The following is a 20,510-nucleotide window of genomic DNA, read 5'->3' as shown; positions in this document are numbered from 1 at the left end:
AATATCCTGGATACGAGCTCATGCTAGACTGCCGACACCCCATGGTCAACAAGATCGAAGCTAGGGTTTACGAGGATTTCATGATCAATCCAGCCCAAACGGAAAGGGACGGCAAGCTCGTGCGGCGCACCACGGTCGACCTGGTGCTGGAAGCCTTGCGGCAGCGCATCCTGTCGGGGCAACTGCGGCCCGGCGCGCCCTTGCGGCAGGAAGCCCTGGCCGAAGAACTCGGCGTCAGCCGCATCCCGGTGCGCGAAGCGATCCGCCGGCTGGAAGCCGAAGGACTGGTTTCCGTGCACGCCCATCGCGGCGCCTATGTCTGCGCCATCTCGGCGGCCGACGTCGTCGAAACCTTCGAATTGCGCCTGCAGATCGAACCCTGGCTGTTCGGCGAAGCCATCCGCGCCGGCGGCGGCGGGCCGCTGGACGCGGCGCGGGGCGCGCTGGAGGCCTCCCGGCACGCCGACACGGCGGAATGGGGGCGTATCAACTGGCGCCTGCACGAAACCCTGTACCTGCCGGCGCGACGCGACCTGGCGATGACCGTCCTGCGGCAACTGCATGATCGCGGCGACCGCTATCTGCGCTTCCAGGTGGTCAACGTGCCGCTGCGCGAGCAGGCCTATGCGGAGCACCTGGCCTTGATCGAGCGCGCGGAAAAGGGCGACGCCGCCGGCGCCGTCAAGGTCTTGCAAGCGCATATCCGGGTAGCGCTGGAGCAGGTGGTGGAGGTGGTGGCGGGATTGACGCACGCGCCGATGGAATAAATCGGGCGCCCGCGGTGTTCACTCCCATGCAAACCCACCACTCGGAGGTCTTATGGTTCGCAAATTCACGCTTTCCGCCCTGGGCGCCGCCGCCCTTCTGATCGCCGGCACCGCGATCGCCGCCGCTCCCGCGAAGACCAGCAATGGCGTGCTGGTCGGCGACAAAGGCATGACGCTGTACACGTTCGACAAGGACACGCCCAATTCCGGCAAGAGCGTCTGCAACGGCGGTTGCGCCACCAACTGGCCGCCCCTGGCAGCCCAGGCGGACGCCAAGGCCGACGGCGCGTGGACGGTAATCACTCGCGACGACGGCTCCAGGCAATGGGCGTACAAGGGCCAGCCCGTGTACTACTGGGTCAAGGACAAGGCCGCCGGCGACAAGACCGGCGACGGTGTCGGCGGCGTCTGGCACGCGGCCAAGCCCTGACCCGCCATGGCGCAGGCGCCCGGCGTGGAGCAGATCCTCGGCCATATTCCGTCGCTGCGCCGCTATGCCCGCCTGTTGGCGGGCGATGCGGCCAGCGCGGACGACCTGGTCCAGGATACGCTGGAACGCGCCTGCGCCAAGTGGTCGCTATGGAAGCCCGGCACCGCGCTGCGCGCGTGGCTGATGACCCTGATGCACAACCTGTATCTGAACCGGGTCCGCGACTGGCGCCATGACGACAATCACGACAACTGGGACGACCATCCCGATCTGGCGCACGAGCCCATGGCCCATGCGCCGGACATGCTGGACCTGGAGCGCGCGCTGGCGCGCCTGACCCCTACCCTGCGCACGGTGCTGTTGCTGGTGACCGTGGAGGAATACACCTACGCCGAGGCGGCGGAAATCCTGCAGATTCCCACGGGCACCGTCATGTCCCGGCTGCATCGCGCGCGCGAAGCCGTGCGCGTGGCCATGGCCGGCCCGGACGATGCGGCCACGCCCACTCCCCTGCACCTGGTGAAGCGATGATGGAAAGCGACGCCCTTGTTTCCGACGACGAGCTGCACGCCTTCGTCGACGGCCAGCTGGATGCGGCGCGCATGCCGGCCGTCCTGCGGCATCTCCAGCGCCACCCCGACGCGGCAGTGCGGGTTGCGCATTGGCATGCCCAGCGTTTCGCGCTGCGGCGCCTGGGCCGCGAGATCGATCCCGGCCCCACGCCCGCGGCCCTGGCCGATACGGTACTGCGCCACCGGCGTCGTCGCTGGAACCCCTGGACCCGGGCGGTCGCCGCCGTCCTGCTGGTCGCGGCGGGCGCCACCGGCATGCAGGCATGGCAGCGCCTGCCCGGCGCGCCGGGCGCCGCCGTCGCGTCCGCGCCGCCGCAGTTCGTGCGCGATGCCACGGCCGCCTACGCGGTCTATTCCCCGGAGGTGCGCCATCCGGTCGAAGTCGGCGCGCAGGAAGAAGCGCATCTGGTGCAATGGCTGAGCCGCCGCCTGGGCCGGCCGCTGGCGGCGCCGGCGCTGCAGGACCGCGGTTTTCGGTTGCTGGGCGGCCGGCTGCTGCCCGGAGAGCCCGCGGCGCAAAGCGCGACACGGGCGGCCGCATCTTCCGTCATGCCGGGCACCGCTCCCGCCGGCGGCACGGCGGCGAATGCGCTGGCGCGCGCGCAGTTCATGTACGAGGACGGCCGCGGCCGCCGGATGACGCTGTATGTCGCCGTCTTTCCCGATGGCGTGGCGCCGCGGGAAACCGCTTTCCGCTCCGTCCAGTCGGCCAGCGGCACGGCTTTCTACTGGGTAGAGAACGGCTATGGCTATGCCCTGAATGGCGACCTGCCCGCGCCGGAATTGCAGGCCCTGGCCGGCGACGTGTACGATCAGCTGTTCCCGCGCTAGGGCGGCCACGGCGGCCGCGCGCGCCCCCACCCGTTGCCGGCCATGCCCAAGACACACATCCGACCCATCGAGCCCCGGGACGAAGCGCGCTGGCGCATCCTGTGGGACGGCTACACGCGTTTCTATGAACGCGAACCCGACCCCGCCATTACCCGCCATACATGGTCGCGCATCCTCGATCCGCACTCGCCGGTGCATGCCATCGTTGCCGAGGACGATACCGGAGCGGTCATCGGGATCGCGAATTACCTGCTGCACGAAAACACGTCGACGCTGGCCCCGGTGTGCTATCTGCAAGACCTGTTCGTCGATCCGGAGGCGCGCGCCAGCGGCGTGGGCCGGCAGCTGATCGACTGGCTGGTCGACGAAATGAAGGCGCGCAAATGGTCGCGTCTGTACTGGCAGACCCGGGAAAACAATTACCGCGCGCGCGGCCTCTACGACAAATACACCCCGCATAGCGGCTTCATCCGCTATGTCATCGACAACGAAGAGGCCTAGGGCCTGCACGATGCGCGACACGAGTGGAATCTATGACGACGCCGGGGGTGCACGCGCCGGCATGCGGGTCGCCGTCATCGGCGCCGGCGTGGTGGGCGCCGTCACGGCGTATACGCTGCAGCGGCGCGGCGCCCAGGTGACGTTGATCGACCCCGCCGAACCGGGCAGCGGATGCAGCTATGGCAATTCCGGCGCGATCAGCCCGGGTTCGGTGGCGCCGCTGGCCATGCCCGGTATCCTGAAAACGGTGCCCGGCATGCTGTTGGATCCCAAAAGCCCGCTGCGCCTGTCGTTGGCCTATCTTCCGCGCGCCCTGCCCTGGCTGCTGCGATTCGTCGCCGCCTCGCGGGCCGAGGCCGTCGCCGACGCGGCGCGGCGGCTGGCCGCCCTGCACGCGGACGCGGTGCAGCGCCATCTGGCGCTGGCGCGCGAGATCGGCGTGCCGGAGCTCGTGCTGCAGCGCGGCCACCTGCATCTTTATCCCGACGAGGCCGCGCTGGCAAAGGATGCCGGCGGCTGGCGCCTGCGCGAACAGTACGGCTACCGGTTCGAACGGCTGGACCGCCAGGGCATCCTGGGCCTCGAACCCGCGGTCGGCGCGCGCTACCGCATCGGCATGTTCCTGGCCGACCACGCCACGATCCTGAATCCCTTCCGCTACGTGCAAGCGGTCGCGCGCGCCTATGTCGCGCGCGGCGGCGAGCTGCTGCGCGGCCTAGCGGCCACGCCGGAACGCTCCGGCGCGGGCTGGGCCGTGACGGTCGATGGCGCGCGCCGCGATTTCCGGCACGTCGTCGTCGCCGCCGGCGCCTGGACGCCCCGGCTGCTGCGGCCCCTGGGCGTGCCGCTACAGCTGGAAAGCCAGCGCGGCTACCACGTGCAATTCCAGGGAGCGTCGGCAACGGTCTCGCGCACGGTGGTCCTGGCGGACCGCAAAGTGTTCGTGACGCCGATGGAGGAAGGGCTGCGTGTGGGCGGGACGGTGGAAATCGCCGGGCTGTCGCGCGCGCCGGACCCGCGGCGCGCGCAAATGCTGGAGCACATCGCGCGCGAGACCTTCGAAGGCATCGGCCAGGCATCCCCCACTCAGTGGATGGGGCATCGGCCATGCATGCCCGATTCCGTGCCGGTGATCGGCGAAGTCCAGGGGCAGGCCGGCTTATGGCTGGCCACGGGACATGGCCACCTGGGCCTGACGGACTCCGTCAGCACGGCGGCGCGTATCGCGGATGCCATGCTGGGAGAAGCCCGCAGCAACGCGTCGGCCTGACTCAGGCCACAGGCGTCAGCACCCGGCGCTGTTCGAACCATCCTTCCAGGTTGGAGAAGACCAGGTCGGCCATGGCCTGCCGCGTTTCGACCGTGCTGCTGCCGATATGCGGCGACAGCACGACCTGCTCCATGCCGCAGAGCTCTGCCGGCACGTCCGGTTCGTTTTCGAAGACATCCAGCCCCGCGCCGGCCAGCCGGCCTTCGCGCAAAGCGCGGACCAGGGCATCCTGGTCCACCACGCTGCCGCGCGACACGTTGACCAGGATGCCCTGCGCGCCCAAGGCATCGATGACGCCGTCGTCGATCAGGCCGCGCGTCGCGCCGCCCCCGGGCAGCGACAACACCAGGATGTCGCTTTCCCGCGCCAGCGCATGCACGTCCGCGCAATAGCGGTAATGTGCCGGCACGTCGGCGCGCGGCGACCGGTTGTGATAGGCGATGTCCATCCCGAAGGCTTCGGCGCGCCGCGCGATCTGCAGGCCGATGTTGCCCAGTCCCAGGATGCCGCAACGGCGGCCGCCCAGCTTGCGCCCCAGTGGCGGGGTTTCGTTCTTCCAGCGGCCGGCACGCACGAAGCGGTCCAGTTCGCAGATGCGCCGCGACACGGCCAGCATCAGCGCCAGCGCCGTATCGGCGACACAGTCGTCCAGCACGCCGGGCGTGTTGGCCACGACGACATCGCGTTCGCGTGCCGCCTCCATATCGATGGGGTCCACGCCCACGCCGAAGCTGACGATTACCTCCAGGGCCGGCAAGGAGCGGATCATTTCGCCGGTCGCGCCGTAGCGGCCGCTGGTGGCGATGCCCCGTATGGCGGGTCCGTGCCGGGCCAGGAAAGCGTCCCGATCGGCGATTTCCCACCAGCGGTGCACGCGGTACTTCGCCTCGATGCGGGCCATGAGCTGCGGCAGCAAGGGGCCGGCCATCAGGAGTTCGGTGTCGTGGGTATCGGTGTGCATCATAGGGATGGTGCCGTGTAGCATTGCCGCGGATCGGCTCCGGCCTCGCAGGGTGCTAATCGACGTGCAGATTGCGTTGTTTGATGATATCGCCATAGCGCGCGCGCTCGCGGGCGGCAAGCTCGGCCAGTTCCTGGGGCGTGGAGCCGTGCGGCACCGCGCCTTGCGAGACCAGCTTTTCCTTGACGTCCGGCAAGGCAGCCACCTGGCGTATGGCCAGCGAGAGTTTATCCACGATGGCCTGCGGCGTCCCCGTGGGCGCCAGCACGGCAGTCCATGAACCCGTCTGCGCATTGTGCACGCCCGCTTCGTCCAGTGTGGGGACGTTCGGCATGACCGGCGATCGCGCCGGGCCGGTCACCGCCAGCGCGCGCAGTTTGCCGGCATTCACATACGTGACCGTCTCCAGTACCGATGCGAACAGCATGTCGACGCGGCCGGCCATCAGATCCGTCATGGCCGGTCCGCCGCCCTTGTAGGGGACGTGGGTCAGCTGCACACCGGTGGCCTGCTGGAAAATTTCTCCCGCCAGGTGAGGCGCGCCGCCGGTGCCCGAACTGGCAAAGGTATGCACGCCGGGCTGCGACCGGGCCATCGCGACGAGTTCCCCGACGGACTTGGCCGGCAGCGCGGTCGGCACCACCAGGACGAAGGGCAGATCGGAGAACAGCGAGACGGGGACGAAGGCCTTGGCCGGATCGCTGTGCAGCTTGTACAGCCAGGGATTGATCGCCAGCATGCCGGAATTGGCGAACAGCAGCGTGTAGCCGTCCGGCGCCGCGCGCGCCACCAGGTCGGCGGCGATCTGCCCGCCCGCGCCCGGCCGGTTGTCCACCACCACGGAAGCATTCATGTGCTGGCCCAATGCCGAGGCCAGCAGGCGCGCCGAAATATCCGTGCCCCCGCCCGGTGAAAACGGCACGATCAGACTGATGGGACGGGACGGAAAATCGTCGGCGGCCCGGCCGGCGCCCGGCAGGATCGCGGCCAGCGCGACGGCGGCCGCCAGCAAGCGCGCGCGCAGGCGCGCCATGGGATGGGTCTTCATTGTCGTCTCCTCGTCGATGCGCACGGCGACGCGGGCAACGCGCCGGGGCTGGCGCCCATGGCGTGCCGTACCTGGCTGGCATCCGGTCTGCGCCGGTGCGTCCCGCCAGGCCTGCCTTCCGGATGAAGGGCCGCGGGCCGATGCGTGGTCGAGGCCTGGAGTATAGGGACGATTTCCGCTATCCGCGCGATCAAGCTATAAATAGCAAAGATCAATACAATTTTTATATCGATGGATCTGCGCCAACTCGAGTGTTTCGTCGCCGTCGCGGAAGAGCTGCATTTCGGCCGTGCCGCCGCGCGCCTGTGCATGACCCAGCCGCCGCTCAGCCGGCAGATCCGGCTACTGGAACAGGCGCTGGGCGTGATGCTGCTGGAACGCAGCAGCCGCGTGGTCAATCTGACCTCCGCCGGGCAACGCTTCCTGCGCGACGCGCGCCATCTGCTGGCGTATTCGGCGCGCGCGGCATCCAGCGCGCGCCGCGCCTCCGGCGGCGAAGCCGGGCATATCACGCTGGGATTCACCGCGGTGGCGGCCTACCGGCTGATGCCGGACTGGGTCATGAAAGCGCGCAAACTGCTGCCCGACGTCGACATCGAACTGCGCGAGCGCGTCTCCACGGACCTGGGCCGGCTACTGGTGGCCGGCGAACTGGACGCCATGCTGGCGCGCCATCTGCCCCGGCAGGACGGCCTGGCGCATCGACTGATCGAGCGCGAACCCATGGTGCTGGCGGTCCCGCGCCACTCGCCGCTGCTGGCGTACGAGGCCGTGCCGCTGCGCAGCCTGCATCGCCAGCCTTTCGTCGCGTATGCGCCCAGCGAGGGCAAGTATTTCTACGAGCGGATTGCCGCCGCGCTGGGCGCGGCCGGCGTCGAGCCGGACTATGTCCAGCACGCCGGCCAGACGCATACCTTGCTGGGATTGGTGCGCGCGGGGCTGGGCGTCGGGCTGGTGCCCGGCTCGGCGCGCGAACTGCGCCTGGACGGCGTATCGTTCCTGCCGCTGGCGCGCAATAAGCTTTATGCCGAGATGTACCTCGCGTGGCGCGAGCGGCACGACAATCCGGCGCTGGATGCCTTCATCGCGCGGGTAGTGCAAGCGCCCGCGCCGCGGCGCAAGGCGTAACGCCGGCCGTTCATCGCGGGCGGCGATCTTCAGGCCGCGGCGGGCGCCACGGCGGCGCCTTCGATGCGGTGGCGCTTCAGCGCCTCGGCCACGAAACCGCTGGCTTTCATTTCCTCGACGAAGGCGCGCAGTTCATCGGCCGCGGCATCGCCACGGCCCTTGGGCATGCCCATCGCCTGGCGGATCACCATAAAACTGCCCGGCAGCAGGCGCAGCCCCGGGACGCGCTGCATATCGGCTTCCAGCTGCTGCTTCACGCCGGCCGCGACCTCGGTCTTTTCGGCGACGAAGAAATCGACCACTGCCGGCGACGTCGGCGCGCGCACGATTTCAGCCTGCTTCAGTTCGCGCGTCAGGTACAGGTCATACGCACTGCCCTTGCCCACAGTGACGCGGATACCGGGATGGTCTACCTCAGCGCGCTCGCGCAGCGGCGAGTCCTCGCGCACCAGGTAGGCACCTTCGATAAGCACATACGCATCGGTGAAATTGATACCGGCGCCGCGCACCGGATCGATGGCGAAGAAGCCGATGTCCGCCTGCTCGGCCGTCACCGCGTCGACGGATTTGCCGGCGCTGTCGAATACCACCAGTTCCAGCTCCACGCCCAGGCGCTTGGCGAAGGCACGCGCCAGGTCGACGGACACGCCGGCCGCGCCGCCCGGGCCGTCGTCGCGGCGCGCCAGGATGGGATTGCCGACGTTGATGGACGCACGCAGGCGGCCGGTGGGAATGAATTTGGCAAGGACTTGCGGATCAAGCGACATGTCGAGTCTCTCGTGTAGGAAGCCGGCGCGGGGGCGCGGGCATCAGGATCAGGCGCTGTAGCGGGCCGTCTCGCCGCCGCAGCATAGATCGATAACGGTCGGTTCCAGGCTTTCGCCGAACCAGGCATTCATGGCAGCGCGCCGCTCGCCGACATAGACGGGCTCGCCCTTGTCGTCCAGCCGCATGCACAGATCGTGTCCGGGAATCAGCAAGGTATCCGGCTGCCGCCGCCAGGTCGCCCAGATCAGCTCCAGCGTCGCGCGGCTGGTCGGCATGTCGTAGGTATCGTTGACCGTCATGCTGAGAAGCTCGGCACGGTTCTTCGCGGCATCCCCGGTGAACAGCAGCGGCTGCGTCGCGCCGGACACGGTGAACAGCAGATGGCCCGGCGTGTGGCCCGGCGCGACGATGGCGGTGAAGCCCGGCAGGAACCGTTCGCCGTCGGCGATGCGCCGCACCCGCGGCGACACCGTGAGCTCGCGCACGTAGAGCTCCGGCAGCGGATCGAAGCCGGGCGGCTGCGCCGCGGCCCATTCCAGCTCGCGGTCGCCGATCCACACCGTGGCATTGGGAAACAGGGTGAAATTGACCGAGTGATCGTAATGGGCATGCGTCAACACCACGTCGGTGATATCGGCGGCGTTCATGCGCAGTTCGGTCAATTGCTTTTTCAGCAGATGGCGCGCGCCGAAAGCCCCTACGTCCACGAGGATATTGCGGCCTTCGCCGCGCAAAAGCGTGGTGGTGCTCCAGCCCAGGCTGCCGTGGAACAGGCTGCGCCCGGGATAGCCGTTGATCAGGACATCGAGTCGGTACATGTCATGCGCTCCGTGCCGGCGTGTCATTGCTTGGGTATGTTGGCTTCCTGGATCAGCTTGCGATAGAGCTCCAGGTCGGATCGGATCTGCGCGGCGAATTCCTCCGGCGTGCCGGCCACCATATCGTTGCCGCCCTCGGTGACCAGCTTGCGCACCACATCGGGATCGCGCGACGCCTTGACGACTTCGTCGTGCAGGCGGGCGACGATCCGCGGATCGGTACCCGCCGGCGCCAGCAGTCCCTGGAACTGTGTGATCGAAAAGCCTTTATAGCCCAACTCTTCCATGGTGGGGATATCGGCCAGGACAGCGGCGCGATGCGGTCCCGATACCGCGAACGGACGCAGCCTGCCGGCCTGGATCTGCGGCACCGAGGTCACCACGGTATCGAAGGTGAAGGACAACTGCCCGCTCAACACGTCGGTCAGCGCCTGCGCGTTGCCCTTGTACGGCACATGCACCATCTGCGTATGCGTCATCAAGGCCAGCAGCTCGCCGGCCAGATGGCCGCCCGCGCCCACGCCGGCGGAACCGTAGCTCAGTTGTCCCGGATGCGCGCGCGCCTGCGCGACCAGGTCGTCCAGGCTGCGGATGGTGGATTTCTGCGGAACGACCAGCACATACTGGTAACTGGCGATCTGCGATATGGGCGCGAAGTCCTTCAGCGGGTCGTAGGGCGTCTTGCGCGCATACAAGGAAGGATTCACCACCAGCGGCCCGCTGGCGTCGAGCAGCAGCGTATAGCCGTCCGGCGCGGCCTTGGCGACAAAGTCGGTGCCTATCATGCCGTTGGCGCCCGGCTTGTTCTCGACCACCAGCGCGACGCCCATGCTCATGGACATTTTCTGCGCCATGACGCGCGCGGTAATGTCGGCCGCGCCGCCCGCCACATAGGGCACGATGACGCGGATGGGCTTGCTCGGGTAGCTATCGGCGCGCGCGCCGGCACTGACCAGCGCAAGCGCGAACAAGGCCAGGCGTCCCAGGGTTTTACGCATGTGTCTTCTCCTTTTCGTGGCGGTACGGGCCGGCGGACGAGGAATCCGCCATAGCCCGGCCGCGGCCGGTCTCAGGCCGGCGTATTGACGGTTACCGACGTGGCGCCATCAGGCCGGCGCCTTGGCGGCGTGCTGGCGCAGCAGCGCCACCGTGGCGGCGTCCAGCGCGATACCTTCCCGGCGCTGGCGCGCCATCCGGCGCAGCTCGATCTCGCCGGGAACGATGACGGGCTGACCCGGGTCGGTGGGCGGGCTGTCGTGCAGGATGGCGGCGAAGTCGTTCATCCGGTCGGTCAGCCACTGGGTGGACCCCAGGCGGCGGGTATCGATCAGAATGAAGAAATGCCCCAGGTTCTGCGGCTCGTCCGGTGCGTCCACCCAGGACTTCACGTGCGTCAGGTAGGCCGCGTTGGACAGCACGCCGGCGAACATGTCCACCAGCAAGGCCAGCCCGTAGCCCTTGTGGCCGCCGATGGGCAGCAGAAAGCCATCCAGGGCCGCCTTGGGGTCGGTGGGGGGACGGCCGCCCGCATCGGTGGCCCAGGTGTCCGGTATGGACTCGCCACGCTTGAGCGCGTTGCGGATCTTGGCGCGCGCCACGACGCTCATCGCCATGTCCAGCAGGAAAGGATCGCCGCCCGGATTCGGCACGCCGAAGCCCAGGGGGCTGTTGCCCAGGCGGGCATCGCTGCCACCCCATGGCGCGATGGTGGTGGTGGCATTGCTGCCGATGATGCTGGCGTAGCCGGCCTGCGCGGCGATCAGGCCGTATGGCGAGATCGGGCCGAAATGGTTGCTGCCGCGCGCGAACGCCACCCCTACCCCGCAGGATTCGGCCGCCTCCATCGCGGCGCGCAGCGCGTGCATGCCCACCAGCGGCCCCACGCCATTGTCGCCGTCCACCAGGCGCAGGGCCGGCGCGACGGCCTGCGTGGTCACGCGGGCGCGTGCATTGATGCCCTGCACTTGCAGACGGTCGCCGTACGATTCGATGCGGCTCAGGCCGTGCGTGGACAGGCCGAACAGGTCCGCCAGCACCAGGATGCGGGCCACCTCGGCGGCATCCGCTTCGGGCAGCCCCAGGCCGACGAAGGCGCGGGTTCCCAGGTCCGTCAGTTCCGCCTCGGTGAAGAGGGTTTTATCTTGTGCTTGCACGGTCATGGCTCATCTCGTCCCAATCAAAGCAAAAGCGCCGCCTCGTACAGGCGGCACGGCGAGCATGATGCGCAAGCGCGCTTATCCGGTAAAGCGCAAATATTCGGTTGATTGATGCGCAGAACGCATCATTCCCCGACCGCGCCGCGTCAGGGTCCGGACGGCCCCATGGGCAAGGAAGTACCCATGCCGCGTTCGCGCGCGTCGGCCAATATCGCGGCGCCCGCGTACAGGTCCTGCACCGCCATGCCGTGCGACTCGAACAATGTGATTTGCGCATCCGAGGTACGGCCGGGCCAGCGGCCGGCGACGACACCGCCCATATCGGCCAGGTTCTCCCAATAGATCAGGCCGTTTTCGTAGGCAGGCAGCAGGTCGCCGCATTCGCCTTGCGCGACCTCGCGCGAATCGACGACGATCAGGTCGGCGCGCCGCACGGTTTCCGTATCGATCTCGCGCCGGTCCAGGGCGTTGGATCCCGTCGCCGCCACGAACTGCCCGGGCTCCAGCCAGCGTCCGTCGAACAAAGGTTCGGACGCGCGCGTCATGGTGACGATGATGTCCGAGCCACGCACCGCTTCCTCGCGCGATTGCGCCGGACGCACGCGGGCCGGGACACGCTGGGACATTTCTTCGCAGAAGGCGCGCACCCCGTCTTGGTTGCGGCCGAATACCTTGACTTCGGCGATATCCCGCACGGCGCACACGGCTTCCAGCTGCGTGCGCGCGTGGCGGCCGTAGCCGAACAGACCCAGGATGCGCGCATCCTGGCGCGCCAGGTAGCGTGCCGCCACGCCCGTCGCCGCCCCGGTACGTATGCGTCCCAGCCAGTCTGATTCGATGATGGCCTCGGTATTGCCCTGCTCGTAGTTCATCATGTGCAGCAGGGTATTCAGCGGCTTGCCGGGCCGGTTGTAGTAGGCCTTGTAGCCGATGTAGCCGATCTCCGGCGCGGCTGCCTGCAGGATGTGCAGATGGCCGCCGGGCTGGCGCGTGCGGCGGCGCGGCACATCGAAAGCCTGGCCGCGGCCATGCGCGGAAAACGCGCGTTCGACTTCGTCGACCGCCCTGGACATTGTCAGCAGTTGACGCACGTCGGACTCGTTCAAGTAGAGCACCATGCCGGTATCCTGTTTGCAGCGGCTCGCGCCGGAGGGAAGAAAAGGGAAAAGCGGGCCGGTCGAGTTAAGGCCACAAGGACGGGCCTGTCAAGACCGGGCTGTCAGAGGCCTGTCAAAGCCCGTCAAGGCCCGTCAAGATCGTTTGGCCGCGACGCTTGCCGCGCCCAGCAGCGCGCCGCCATCGGGCGCCGTATCGCGTACGCCGATGACGCGTAGCGCATTCCACATCATCGCCGTCGCGCTGGAGATCACCGGCTTGCCCAGGTCGCGTTCCAATAGGTTGATGGCATCCACCGTGGGCATGCCCACACCGCTCAGGAACAGCGCCTGCGCGTCGGCATGGTCCACCTGCCTGCCCAGGGCGTATGCGCGCTCGGGCGTTTCGTCGTAGATGTTCACCACATCCGGCAGGATGCCGTGGGCCACCACGTTCATGCCGCAGGACTCCAGGTGCGCCTTGCCCTGCAGCGTCGTTTCCGCGTTATAGGGCGTGGCATAGGCCACGCGCTCGATTCCCAGGTGTTTGAACGCCGCCAGCACGCTGCCGAAGGCGGTAATGAACGGGATGCCATACTGCTTCTCCATGCGCGCGACCAGATCGGCCTCGCCCTGCCTGCCCAGCGTATAGCTGGTGGCGGTATGGGCCATGACGATCACGCCGGGCTTGACCATGGCCAGCAGTTCGACGTTCTCCGGGATGTGTGCAATCTGCGTGCGATTGCGGTCTTCCTGTCCCGCGTGCGCGCCGGTCAGCCCGTGGGCCACCATGCGCGTGAAGTGCAGGGACACGCCCTTGGGCACCAGTTGCTGCATCTCCGGCTCCACGGTCGGATTGCCCGGAGGAACCAGAAAGCCGATGCGGCCGCGCCATCCCATCATGATGAAATCCTTTCTATGAAACGTAGAGCGATGGCCGCGCACGCGTCGGGATGCGTGGCGGCGATGTGATAGGAATCGGCCTGAAGCTCCACCAGTTCCGATCCCGGAATACGGGTCTGCCAGCGACGTACTTCCGCGACGGGTTGGCGCTGGTCGTAGGCGCCCGGCTTTTCCGGCTGCACCGCCACGACAACCTGGGTGGGACAGGCGATGGACTCCAGCCGCGCGGGCTCGGCCAAGCGGGGAAACATGCGGATGCAGGCCTTCACGGTCGCGGTGGGGGCCAGGGCCATGTAGCGGATCCACCATTGCATGGCATCCGGCGCCAGCGCGGTGCCCATGCGGCCGGGCATCGTCGCGCGCGCCCACCCTTCCACGCCCGAGCGGTCGATCAGGCCCAGCCATTCATCCACCCATTTGCCCAACGCTCCGCCCGGCGAAATCAGCACGCCGGCCAGGGTCAGCGAGGCCATCCAGGGCACCGCGCGTTGCGCCAGCTCCAGCCCGATCTGCGCGCCCAGCTTGGCGCCGACCACGTGCACCGGCGCGCCGACGCGCCGCGCCACGGCGTCGATATCGTCAGCCATGTCGGCGATCGACAGCACGTCGTGCTCGTCCACCCGCGAGGACAGCCCATGGCCGCGCAGGTCCACGCGGATGACGCGGCAACGCCGCGCCAGCTGCGGCACCCAGCCCAGGAAGGCCTCCGCGGATTCCGCCACGCCATGCAGCAGCATCACCACCGGTGCATGGCGCCAGCCGTCGGTATAGTCGTCCACCACATAGGCGATGTCGATGCCGGGCGCCACGGCCAGGCGTTCTGCAACGCGGCGGGCCGCGGCGTAGTCCGCGAACCGGCCCATGGCGGCGGGGATCGCCGCGGACTCGTCGCGCTGCTGCTGCATGCGGGTCATCGGGATTCCTTATTGCTTGTCGATGTTGCTGTCCTTGATCACCGCCGCCCACTTGTCGATTTCCTTGTGGATCAGCGCCTCCAGGCCCTTGGCCGGCAGCGCGTGCGGATGGATGGTCTGCGCATCCAGCTTCTGCTTGACCTCGGGGTCGTTCACCGCCTGTATAAAGACCTTTTCCAGTTTGGCCGTGACATCGGGCGGCATCCCGGCCGGGCCCAGCAGGCCGATCCAGTAGGACGTCTCGTAGCCGGGATAGCCCAGTTCGGCGATGGTGGGCACGTCGGGCAACATGGGATCGCGCTGCGCGCTGGTCACGGCCAGGACCTTCAGCTTGCCGTCCTTGACCATGCCCATCGACGTGGCATAGGCCTCGATCTTGACGTCCACCCGGCCGGCGATCAGGTCGGCCTTGGCCGGTCCCGTGCCCTGGTACGGCACGTGCACCATTTGCAGGCCCGCGTCCTTGGCCAGCATGGCCATGGCCAGATGCGGCCAGCTGCCGGTGCCGGCAGACGAATACACGACCTTGCCGGGATGGGCCTTGGTATAGGCGATGAATTCCTTGAAGGTGTCGTACGGCTTGGTGTACTGCGCCAGGAATACGCCCGGGTGATCGGCCATCAGCGCGATGGGAGTGAAATCCTTGACGGTATCGTAGGGAAGCTTCTCGCGCAGCGAGGCGTTGACCGCGAAGGCGGTCTGGCCCACCAGCAGCGTATAGCCATCAGGCGCTGCCTTGGCGACATAGTCGGAGCCGATGATGCTGCCCGCGCCGCCGCGATTCTCCACGATGATGTTCTGTCCCAGCAGCTCCTGCGCCTTGGCCACGACGATACGCGTAACGACGTCGGTGGAGCCGCCCGGCGGGAATGGCACGATGACATGGATGGGGTGGTCCGGATAGGCGGCGTGCGCCGCGGTGCCGACGGCAAGCGCGGCGGCGCCCGCCGCCAAGAGGCTGGCCAGTTTCATGAATCTGTCTCCTGATAGTTATGGATGGTCCCCGGTGACCGGGGAACCTGGGTCATTCGGCGGGACGCAGCAGCGCGGTCAGCGCCCCGATGTCCGGCACATCTTCCAGCGCCTGCACCATGCGCAACAGCGCGTCGCCTTGCCGCACCGGCAAGTGGGGCGCGGTCAGGCGGCGGAACTTGGCGACGATCTTGTCGGTGGTCGGCGTCAGGCTGTCCATTTCCAGCCCGGAAATCGCGTGTGTCGCGCCGGCGCAGACGACTTCCAGATCGACCCGGCCATCCTGGCCGGTCGCGGGATCGAGCAATTCGATCCGGTCCGACAACGCCAGCACCTCGGCATCGGCGGTGTTTTCGTAGTAGGCGTATTCGTCCACCGGCCGCCCCAGCAGCGCGGCAGCCACCGTGAAGCGCGCGCTGATGCGCGCCTTCAGCGGCGTCTGGTACGGAGCCACGTTGGTGTAGCCGGGATTGGTCAAGGTCAGCCACGGCGCGCGTACGGTCACGCGTTCGATATGCGCCGGGTCGAAACGGTGGCGCGCCCGCAGGGTCAGCGCAAGGTGCACGGGCGTCTGCACGAAGATGCACACCGGCCGTTCCTTGTAGACCACATCGTCGATCAGAAACCGGCGGCCGAGGTCGCGCGTGGCCTGCGCGGCATGATCGGCCGTGCGGCCGAAGGCGCGGAAATAGCCCGACTCACCCTCGAACGCCAGCGGCGATGCCGTGGCGCCGGCCGCGGCCAGTTCCGCCGCCGATACGCCGGTACGGGCCGCCCATCCGACGTTCAGCTTGACGTCCATCGTGCCGGCGCGAAAGCCCTCGCCGAAACCGGACGCGAACATGGCCGCGCATCCCAGCGCGTTGACCATGCGCGGCGCATCCAGCGCCAGCATCTTGCCGGCGGCGGCCGCCGCGCCGATGGCGCCAGCCACGCCCGTACCGCGGAACGCCGGCAACATGCCGGGCGCTCCCATGTAGGCACGCGCCACGATGTCGTAGCCCAGCACGATGGCGGTCAACAGATCGGCGCCGCTCATGGCATGCGCTTCACCCAGCGCCATCGCGGCGGGGATGGCGACGGCGCCCGGGTGCGACTTCGCCAGGAAGTCGTCGTGGGTGCAGCCGTTGACCAGCGTCGCGTTGACGAATGCGGCGTCGATGGCCGGCAGTTGACCGGCGTACCCGATAACCGTGGCCGGGCCGCGATTGGCCTGCACGAAGCGGCGCGCCACGGCCGGCACGGGCAGGTCCCGCGCGGCAATGGCGGTGGCCAGGGCATCCAGCAGCCGCGACTTGGCGCGCGTCACGGTATCCGCGGGCAAATCGCCAAAACGCGTGTCGTGAAGAAAGGTCGCCCATTGTTCGGCGACGGTGGCGGTGCCGCCCTGTGGCGGGGCCGCGTCCGGCGGCGATCCGGCCGATGCCGGAAGCGTTGCGTGCATTGCGCTGTCTCCTGTGCGATGCATCGATCCGCGCGCCTGGTCGATGCCGTGTCCTGCGCGTGTCATGCCGCGCTTTTCCGATTGCCCCTGCCGGCGGGAAGAAGTGCCCCCGCATGCTCCGTCCATGCGCGTCCGTACAGCCCGCGTGGGATGCAACAGAGATGTTCCGCTGAACGAACTTACTTATCGTTGAGTGGACTATAGTGGGCCGCCTCGACGCTTGTCAAGGCAAGGGCGGACGGGTCTCTGCATCGATCCGAAAAAAGCCTCATCCGCTTGCACTGCACAGGCGTTTGCGCGCTCCCGGCCGGCGTACTATCCCGCCAATAGCCTTGCGCCCGGTCCCGCCCTCAAACGCTCACGCGACAATGAAACACCTGCCACTCAGATCCGGCGCGCAGTCCGCGTCCATGGACAGCACGCCGCCCCGCTACAGCATCCTGCCCATCGCGCCCGCCCATATCGACGGCTATCGGCGCGCACTGGACACCGTGGCGCGCGAACGCCGGCATTTAAGCTTCCTGGAGGCGCCGCCGTCGGAACAGACACGCGCTTTCGTGATGAACAACATCGCGTCACGCCATCCGCACTTCGTGGCACTGGTCGGACGCGAGGTCGTAGGCTGGTGCGACATCGTTCCGCTTAGCCAACAGGGCTTCACCCATACCGGCGTGCTCGGCATGGGCGTGCACCCGGAGTGGCGTGGCAAAGGCATCGGCAAGGCCCTGCTTACCGCTACCCTGGCCGCCGCCACCACGCTGGAACTCACGCGTGTCGAGCTCGAGGTCTACGCGGGCAACACGGTGGCCCGCGCGCTGTACCAGTCCTGCGGCTTCGTCGAAGAAGGCATCAAGCGCCAGGCCCGCTGCCTGGACGGGCGCTACGAAGACATCGTCATCATGGCGCGGCTGCCGGACTGAACCGGCCGTTTCCTACGACGATATCGGCGCGCACCGCGCGCGCCTCGCGCCCGCGCCGGCTTACCCGGCCGCCTGCCGCGCTTAGCCTACCCGGTTTTGCGGCAGGCGCGCGCGCATTCCCCCAGCTGTCGCCACGCCTGTCCCGATCAGGAAGACTTCCATGCGGCGACAAAAATTGAAGTACGGCATCCGGGTTCTGGTATTGGGCAGTTGCCTGCTGGCGGGCTGCACGACGTCCCAGCAACGATTCCAGCAGGGACTGCAAACCCTCCACGGCCAGCATCTGGAGATGGCCATGCAGCGGCTCGGGATACCGGTAGGCGAGGAGAATGTGGCGGGAATGCGGGTGGTCGTCTGGTCCATCAACGAAACACGCACCGATTACGTCACGCAATCCACCGCCGCCTCCGGGGGCCTGTACAACGGCCACAAACACAGGGACTACGGCGCGCGGATCGACGTCAAGACGCCCGTCATCGTCCAGGCCCACTGCACCGTCAGGCTGCGCGTCGGGCAAGACGATATCGTCCAGGGCAGCGACTACAGCGGCGACCTGCGCACCTGCCGCCGCTATATCCGCGCGCTGCACCCGGACGTTTCTCCGTTCATCCTGGACGGGGATATCCCGTAGCGGGTGGAGACGGATCCCTCCCGCCCCAAACCCGTGCGCCATGCACGCCATTCGGCACCACGATGGCGCATGACGGCCGCGATGCCCATGCCGCACGGCGCACCGTACATGGCATGCATATTGCTTCAGTTGCAGGGCCGGGAACGGACCCGGCATCACAACTTGAGCATCACAGGCAAAGGCGCCTTCGACCTCGCGGTCGTCGGCGCCTTTTTGTCTTTCCAAAACGCAATGGCTACGCCCCGGTGATACCCATGAACGCAGCGCATCCCACGCATCCCGCCCAAACCCTGGTCGTGATCGGCAATGGCATGGTCGGCCATCATCTCATCGAACAACTGATCGAGCAGGGCGCACTCGACCGCTATCGCATCCTTGTCTATGGCGAGGAAAGCCGCCGCGCCTACGATCGCGTGCATCTGTCGGAGTACCTTGCCGGGCGCGACGCGGAATCCATGGCGATGAGCGATGCGGCCTTCTACGAGCGTCCCGGCGTGACCTTGCGCCTGGGTACGCGCGTGCAGGAAATCGACCGCCGCAATCGCGAGATCGTCACGGAGGAAGGCCGCCAGCCCTACGACAAGCTGGTGCTGGCCACGGGCTCCTTTCCCTTCGTACCGCCCGTGGCCGGCGCCGAAGGCACGGCCGGATTGGTGTATCGCACCCTGGACGACCTGGACCTGATCCGCGCGGCGGCCGCCGGCGCCCGCCGCGGCGTGGTCGTGGGCGGCGGCCTGCTGGGCCTGGAAGCCGCCAACTCGCTCAAGACCCTGGGCCTGGAAGTGCATGTGGTGGAGTTCGCGCCACGCCTGATGCCGGTGCAGCTGGACGATTTCGGCGGCGCGGCTTTGAAGTCCCGCATCCAGGCGCTGGGCGCCAGCGTGCACCTGTCGCGCTCCACGCAGGCGATCAAGCCCGGCTTGCGCTATCGCCACAGCATGCGGTTCGCGGAAGGCGAGCCGCTGGAAACCGATCTGGTCGTGTTCTCGGCGGGGATACGGCCGCGCGACGGATTGGGACGCACCGCCGGCCTCGCGGTGGGCGAACGCGGCGGCGTCGTCATCGACGACCATTGCCGCACCAGCGACGAACATATCTATGCCGTGGGCGAATGCGCGCTGTGGAACGGCATGGTGTTCGGCCTGGTGGCACCGGGCTACCAGATGGCGCGCACGGCCGCGGCCCATGTGTGCGGCGGCGACGCGCAACCCTTCAACGGGGCCGATATGTCGACCAAGCTCAAGCTGCTGGGCGTGGATGTCGGCTCCATCGGCGATGCCCATGGCAAAACCGCCGGCGCGGTCAGCTATCGCTACATCGACGAAGCCGGCGCCAGCTACCGCCGCCTGGTCGTTTCCGGCGATGGCAAACGCGTGCTGGGCGCGGTACTGGTGGGCGACAACAGCTACTACGACACCTTGCTGCAATACGCGCAAAACGGCATCGCGCCACCCGCCGATCCCGCCAGCCTGATCCTGCCGGCCGGCGAAGGCGCGCCTGCGCTGGGACCGGACGCCCTGCCGGCCACGGCCACCATCTGCTCCTGCCACAACGTCAGCAAGAGCGCCGTCTGCGCCGCCATCGACGATGGCTGTACCGACCTCGCATCCATCAAGTCGTGCACCAAGGCATCCACCGGCTGCGGCGGATGCGCCGCTTTGCTCAAGCAGGTCTTCGAACATGAACTGTCGCGCCGTGGCGTGGCGGTCGACAAAAGCCTGTGCGAGCACTTCGCATACACGCGGCAGGAGCTCTACGGCATGGTCCGCGTCGAAGGTATCGAAAGCTTCGAGGCGCTGCTGGCACGCCACGGGCGCGGCAAAATAGGCTGCGACATCTGCAAGCCTGCCGTCGCCTCCATCCTCGCCTCCTGCTGGAACCGGCCCATCCAGGATCCCGGCCTGGTGCCGCTGCAGGATACGAACGACACCTTCATGGCCAACATGCAAAAGAACGGCACGTACTCGGTGGTGCCGCGCATCCCGGGCGGCGAAGTCACGCCGGACGGATTGCTGGCCATCGCGTCCATCGCCAAGAAGTACAACCTCTACACGAAGATCACCGGCGGCCAGCGCATCGACCTGTTCGGCGCGCAGCTGCACGAGCTGCCCGACATCTGGGAAGCGCTGATCGCCGCCGGCTTCGAGACCGGGCACGCCTATGGCAAGGCCACCCGCACGGTGATGGAAGAGGGACTCAAGATGGCCTTCAGGAAAAGATCGGGCTAACTCAACCTCAACGGGAGTGAGAGTGACTGCAGGAGAGTTGTGGTTAAGCACTGGTTACTCTATCTGGTCGTCATTCTGAGCTTATTCGGCTTATTTATTACCACAATTCATAAAATAAAATACTTCCACGAAGTTAACGAAATTCAAGTAAAAT

At 67.6% G+C, this 20,510-nt stretch carries 20 protein-coding genes and 1 pseudogene; 10 read left to right on the top strand and 11 right to left on the bottom strand.

All coding sequences use genetic code 11. The annotated features are described in order from the left end of the window. Positions 1-20 precede the first annotated feature (20 nt). Genes ACO1P8_RS01310 through ACO1P8_RS01285 form a run of 6 tightly spaced genes read left to right on the top strand, consistent with a single transcriptional unit; the run spans position 21 to position 4,371 of the window. Complete coding sequence (locus ACO1P8_RS01310; RefSeq protein WP_486294134.1) at positions 21-767, top strand: GntR family transcriptional regulator; 747 nt, start codon at positions 21-23, stop codon at positions 765-767. Between the two features lie 52 nt (positions 768-819). Next, positions 820-1,197: a COG4315 family predicted lipoprotein gene (locus ACO1P8_RS01305; RefSeq protein WP_094840801.1), complete on the top strand. Its 378-nt coding sequence runs from the start codon at positions 820-822 to the stop codon at positions 1,195-1,197. A gap of 6 nt (positions 1,198-1,203) precedes the next feature. Continuing rightward, positions 1,204-1,728, top strand: a complete 525-nt coding sequence (locus ACO1P8_RS01300) for an RNA polymerase sigma factor (RefSeq protein ID WP_486294133.1) — start codon at positions 1,204-1,206, stop codon at positions 1,726-1,728. Further along, positions 1,725-2,600: an anti-sigma factor family protein gene (locus ACO1P8_RS01295; protein ID WP_486294132.1), complete on the top strand. Its 876-nt coding sequence runs from the start codon at positions 1,725-1,727 to the stop codon at positions 2,598-2,600. Before ACO1P8_RS01300 ends, ACO1P8_RS01295 begins: the two co-directional genes overlap by 4 nt. A gap of 42 nt (positions 2,601-2,642) precedes the next feature. Further along, on the top strand, positions 2,643-3,101 hold the full coding sequence (locus ACO1P8_RS01290) for a GNAT family N-acetyltransferase (protein ID WP_486294131.1): 459 nt from the start codon (positions 2,643-2,645) through the stop codon (positions 3,099-3,101). 10 nt (positions 3,102-3,111) lie between these two features. Then, positions 3,112-4,371 carry an NAD(P)/FAD-dependent oxidoreductase gene (locus ACO1P8_RS01285; RefSeq protein ID WP_486294130.1) on the top strand — a complete coding sequence of 420 codons (1,260 nt, stop codon included), beginning with the start codon at positions 3,112-3,114 and terminating at the stop codon, positions 4,369-4,371. 1 nt (position 4,372) lies between these two features. On the opposite strand, the gene ACO1P8_RS01280 is transcribed toward ACO1P8_RS01285, so the two are convergent. Both ACO1P8_RS01280 and ACO1P8_RS01275 read right to left on the bottom strand, forming a co-directional pair. After that, the gene (locus ACO1P8_RS01280; RefSeq protein ID WP_486294129.1) at positions 4,373-5,335 is read right to left on the bottom strand and encodes a 2-hydroxyacid dehydrogenase; all 963 of its coding nucleotides are present in this window, start codon (positions 5,333-5,335) and stop codon (positions 4,373-4,375) included. A gap of 52 nt (positions 5,336-5,387) precedes the next feature. Further along, the gene (locus ACO1P8_RS01275) at positions 5,388-6,380 is read right to left on the bottom strand and encodes a Bug family tripartite tricarboxylate transporter substrate binding protein (protein WP_486294128.1); all 993 of its coding nucleotides are present in this window, start codon (positions 6,378-6,380) and stop codon (positions 5,388-5,390) included. A gap of 231 nt (positions 6,381-6,611) precedes the next feature. Here ACO1P8_RS01275 and ACO1P8_RS01270 point away from each other — a divergent pair, with 231 nt between their 5' ends. After that, on the top strand, positions 6,612-7,508 hold the full coding sequence (locus tag ACO1P8_RS01270; RefSeq protein ID WP_486294127.1) for a LysR family transcriptional regulator: 897 nt from the start codon (positions 6,612-6,614) through the stop codon (positions 7,506-7,508). A gap of 29 nt (positions 7,509-7,537) precedes the next feature. Here the strand turns inward: ACO1P8_RS01270 and ACO1P8_RS01265 are convergent, their stop codons facing one another. From ACO1P8_RS01265 to ACO1P8_RS01225, 9 genes are all read right to left on the bottom strand, one after another. Continuing rightward, positions 7,538-8,275: an ABC transporter substrate-binding protein gene (locus ACO1P8_RS01265; RefSeq protein ID WP_486294126.1), complete on the bottom strand. Its 738-nt coding sequence runs from the start codon at positions 8,273-8,275 to the stop codon at positions 7,538-7,540. Between the two features lie 48 nt (positions 8,276-8,323). Next, positions 8,324-9,094, bottom strand: coding sequence for an MBL fold metallo-hydrolase (locus ACO1P8_RS01260; RefSeq protein WP_486294125.1), 771 nt, complete (start codon positions 9,092-9,094; stop codon positions 8,324-8,326). Between the two features lie 23 nt (positions 9,095-9,117). Beyond that, on the bottom strand, positions 9,118-10,092 hold the full coding sequence (locus tag ACO1P8_RS01255; protein WP_486294124.1) for a Bug family tripartite tricarboxylate transporter substrate binding protein: 975 nt from the start codon (positions 10,090-10,092) through the stop codon (positions 9,118-9,120). Between the two features lie 108 nt (positions 10,093-10,200). Next, a complete protein-coding gene (locus ACO1P8_RS01250) occupies positions 10,201-11,253 on the bottom strand; it encodes an Ldh family oxidoreductase (protein WP_486294123.1) in 1,053 nt (350 codons plus the stop codon). 143 nt (positions 11,254-11,396) lie between these two features. Next, on the bottom strand, positions 11,397-12,368 hold the full coding sequence (locus tag ACO1P8_RS01245; protein WP_486294122.1) for an ornithine cyclodeaminase family protein: 972 nt from the start codon (positions 12,366-12,368) through the stop codon (positions 11,397-11,399). A gap of 132 nt (positions 12,369-12,500) precedes the next feature. Further along, positions 12,501-13,247 carry a maleate cis-trans isomerase family protein gene (locus ACO1P8_RS01240; protein WP_486294121.1) on the bottom strand — a complete coding sequence of 249 codons (747 nt, stop codon included), beginning with the start codon at positions 13,245-13,247 and terminating at the stop codon, positions 12,501-12,503. After that, positions 13,244-14,161 carry an alpha/beta fold hydrolase gene (locus tag ACO1P8_RS01235; RefSeq protein WP_486294120.1) on the bottom strand — a complete coding sequence of 306 codons (918 nt, stop codon included), beginning with the start codon at positions 14,159-14,161 and terminating at the stop codon, positions 13,244-13,246. The genes ACO1P8_RS01240 and ACO1P8_RS01235 overlap by 4 nt, the downstream gene beginning before the upstream one ends. A 9-nt stretch (positions 14,162-14,170) precedes the next feature. Next, a complete protein-coding gene (locus ACO1P8_RS01230; RefSeq protein ID WP_486294119.1) occupies positions 14,171-15,133 on the bottom strand; it encodes a Bug family tripartite tricarboxylate transporter substrate binding protein in 963 nt (320 codons plus the stop codon). Positions 15,134-15,185: 52 nt separating this feature from the next. Then, positions 15,186-16,577 (bottom strand): MmgE/PrpD family protein, encoded by a 1,392-nt coding sequence (locus ACO1P8_RS01225; RefSeq protein WP_486294118.1) that lies wholly within the window; start codon positions 16,575-16,577, stop codon positions 15,186-15,188. A gap of 410 nt (positions 16,578-16,987) precedes the next feature. Between ACO1P8_RS01225 and ACO1P8_RS01220 the strand changes: the two genes are divergently transcribed. The 3 genes and pseudogenes from ACO1P8_RS01220 to nirB all read left to right on the top strand — a co-directional run. Further along, the gene (locus tag ACO1P8_RS01220) at positions 16,988-17,497 is read left to right on the top strand and encodes a GNAT family N-acetyltransferase (protein ID WP_486294117.1); all 510 of its coding nucleotides are present in this window, start codon (positions 16,988-16,990) and stop codon (positions 17,495-17,497) included. Positions 17,498-17,657: 160 nt separating this feature from the next. Continuing rightward, positions 17,658-18,128: a hypothetical protein gene (locus ACO1P8_RS01215; protein WP_486294116.1), complete on the top strand. Its 471-nt coding sequence runs from the start codon at positions 17,658-17,660 to the stop codon at positions 18,126-18,128. A 254-nt stretch (positions 18,129-18,382) separates the two neighbouring features. Next, positions 18,383-20,311 (top strand): annotated as a pseudogene (gene nirB, locus ACO1P8_RS01210) (nitrite reductase large subunit NirB); the annotation flags it as partial. Positions 20,312-20,510: the final 199 nt, after the last annotated feature.

This window comes from Bordetella sp., from assembly GCF_057362025.1.
This window is presented reverse-complemented; position numbering and strand designations above follow the sequence as displayed.

Coding starts and splice junctions, on each gene's coding strand:
- ACO1P8_RS01310 (WP_486294134.1), top strand. CDS start 21: ATGCTAGACTGCCGACACCCCATGGTCAACAAGATCGAAGCTAGGGTT.
- ACO1P8_RS01305 (WP_094840801.1), top strand. CDS start 820: ATGGTTCGCAAATTCACGCTTTCCGCCCTGGGCGCCGCCGCCCTTCTG.
- ACO1P8_RS01300 (WP_486294133.1), top strand. CDS start 1,204: ATGGCGCAGGCGCCCGGCGTGGAGCAGATCCTCGGCCATATTCCGTCG.
- ACO1P8_RS01295 (WP_486294132.1), top strand. CDS start 1,725: ATGATGGAAAGCGACGCCCTTGTTTCCGACGACGAGCTGCACGCCTTC.
- ACO1P8_RS01290 (WP_486294131.1), top strand. CDS start 2,643: ATGCCCAAGACACACATCCGACCCATCGAGCCCCGGGACGAAGCGCGC.
- ACO1P8_RS01285 (WP_486294130.1), top strand. CDS start 3,112: ATGCGCGACACGAGTGGAATCTATGACGACGCCGGGGGTGCACGCGCC.
- ACO1P8_RS01280 (WP_486294129.1), bottom strand. CDS start 5,335: ATGATGCACACCGATACCCACGACACCGAACTCCTGATGGCCGGCCCC.
- ACO1P8_RS01275 (WP_486294128.1), bottom strand. CDS start 6,380: ATGAAGACCCATCCCATGGCGCGCCTGCGCGCGCGCTTGCTGGCGGCC.
- ACO1P8_RS01270 (WP_486294127.1), top strand. CDS start 6,612: ATGGATCTGCGCCAACTCGAGTGTTTCGTCGCCGTCGCGGAAGAGCTG.
- ACO1P8_RS01265 (WP_486294126.1), bottom strand. CDS start 8,275: ATGTCGCTTGATCCGCAAGTCCTTGCCAAATTCATTCCCACCGGCCGC.
- ACO1P8_RS01260 (WP_486294125.1), bottom strand. CDS start 9,094: ATGTACCGACTCGATGTCCTGATCAACGGCTATCCCGGGCGCAGCCTG.
- ACO1P8_RS01255 (WP_486294124.1), bottom strand. CDS start 10,092: ATGCGTAAAACCCTGGGACGCCTGGCCTTGTTCGCGCTTGCGCTGGTC.
- ACO1P8_RS01250 (WP_486294123.1), bottom strand. CDS start 11,253: ATGACCGTGCAAGCACAAGATAAAACCCTCTTCACCGAGGCGGAACTG.
- ACO1P8_RS01245 (WP_486294122.1), bottom strand. CDS start 12,368: ATGGTGCTCTACTTGAACGAGTCCGACGTGCGTCAACTGCTGACAATG.
- ACO1P8_RS01240 (WP_486294121.1), bottom strand. CDS start 13,247: ATGATGGGATGGCGCGGCCGCATCGGCTTTCTGGTTCCTCCGGGCAAT.
- ACO1P8_RS01235 (WP_486294120.1), bottom strand. CDS start 14,161: ATGACCCGCATGCAGCAGCAGCGCGACGAGTCCGCGGCGATCCCCGCC.
- ACO1P8_RS01230 (WP_486294119.1), bottom strand. CDS start 15,133: ATGAAACTGGCCAGCCTCTTGGCGGCGGGCGCCGCCGCGCTTGCCGTC.
- ACO1P8_RS01225 (WP_486294118.1), bottom strand. CDS start 16,577: ATGCACGCAACGCTTCCGGCATCGGCCGGATCGCCGCCGGACGCGGCC.
- ACO1P8_RS01220 (WP_486294117.1), top strand. CDS start 16,988: ATGGACAGCACGCCGCCCCGCTACAGCATCCTGCCCATCGCGCCCGCC.
- ACO1P8_RS01215 (WP_486294116.1), top strand. CDS start 17,658: ATGCGGCGACAAAAATTGAAGTACGGCATCCGGGTTCTGGTATTGGGC.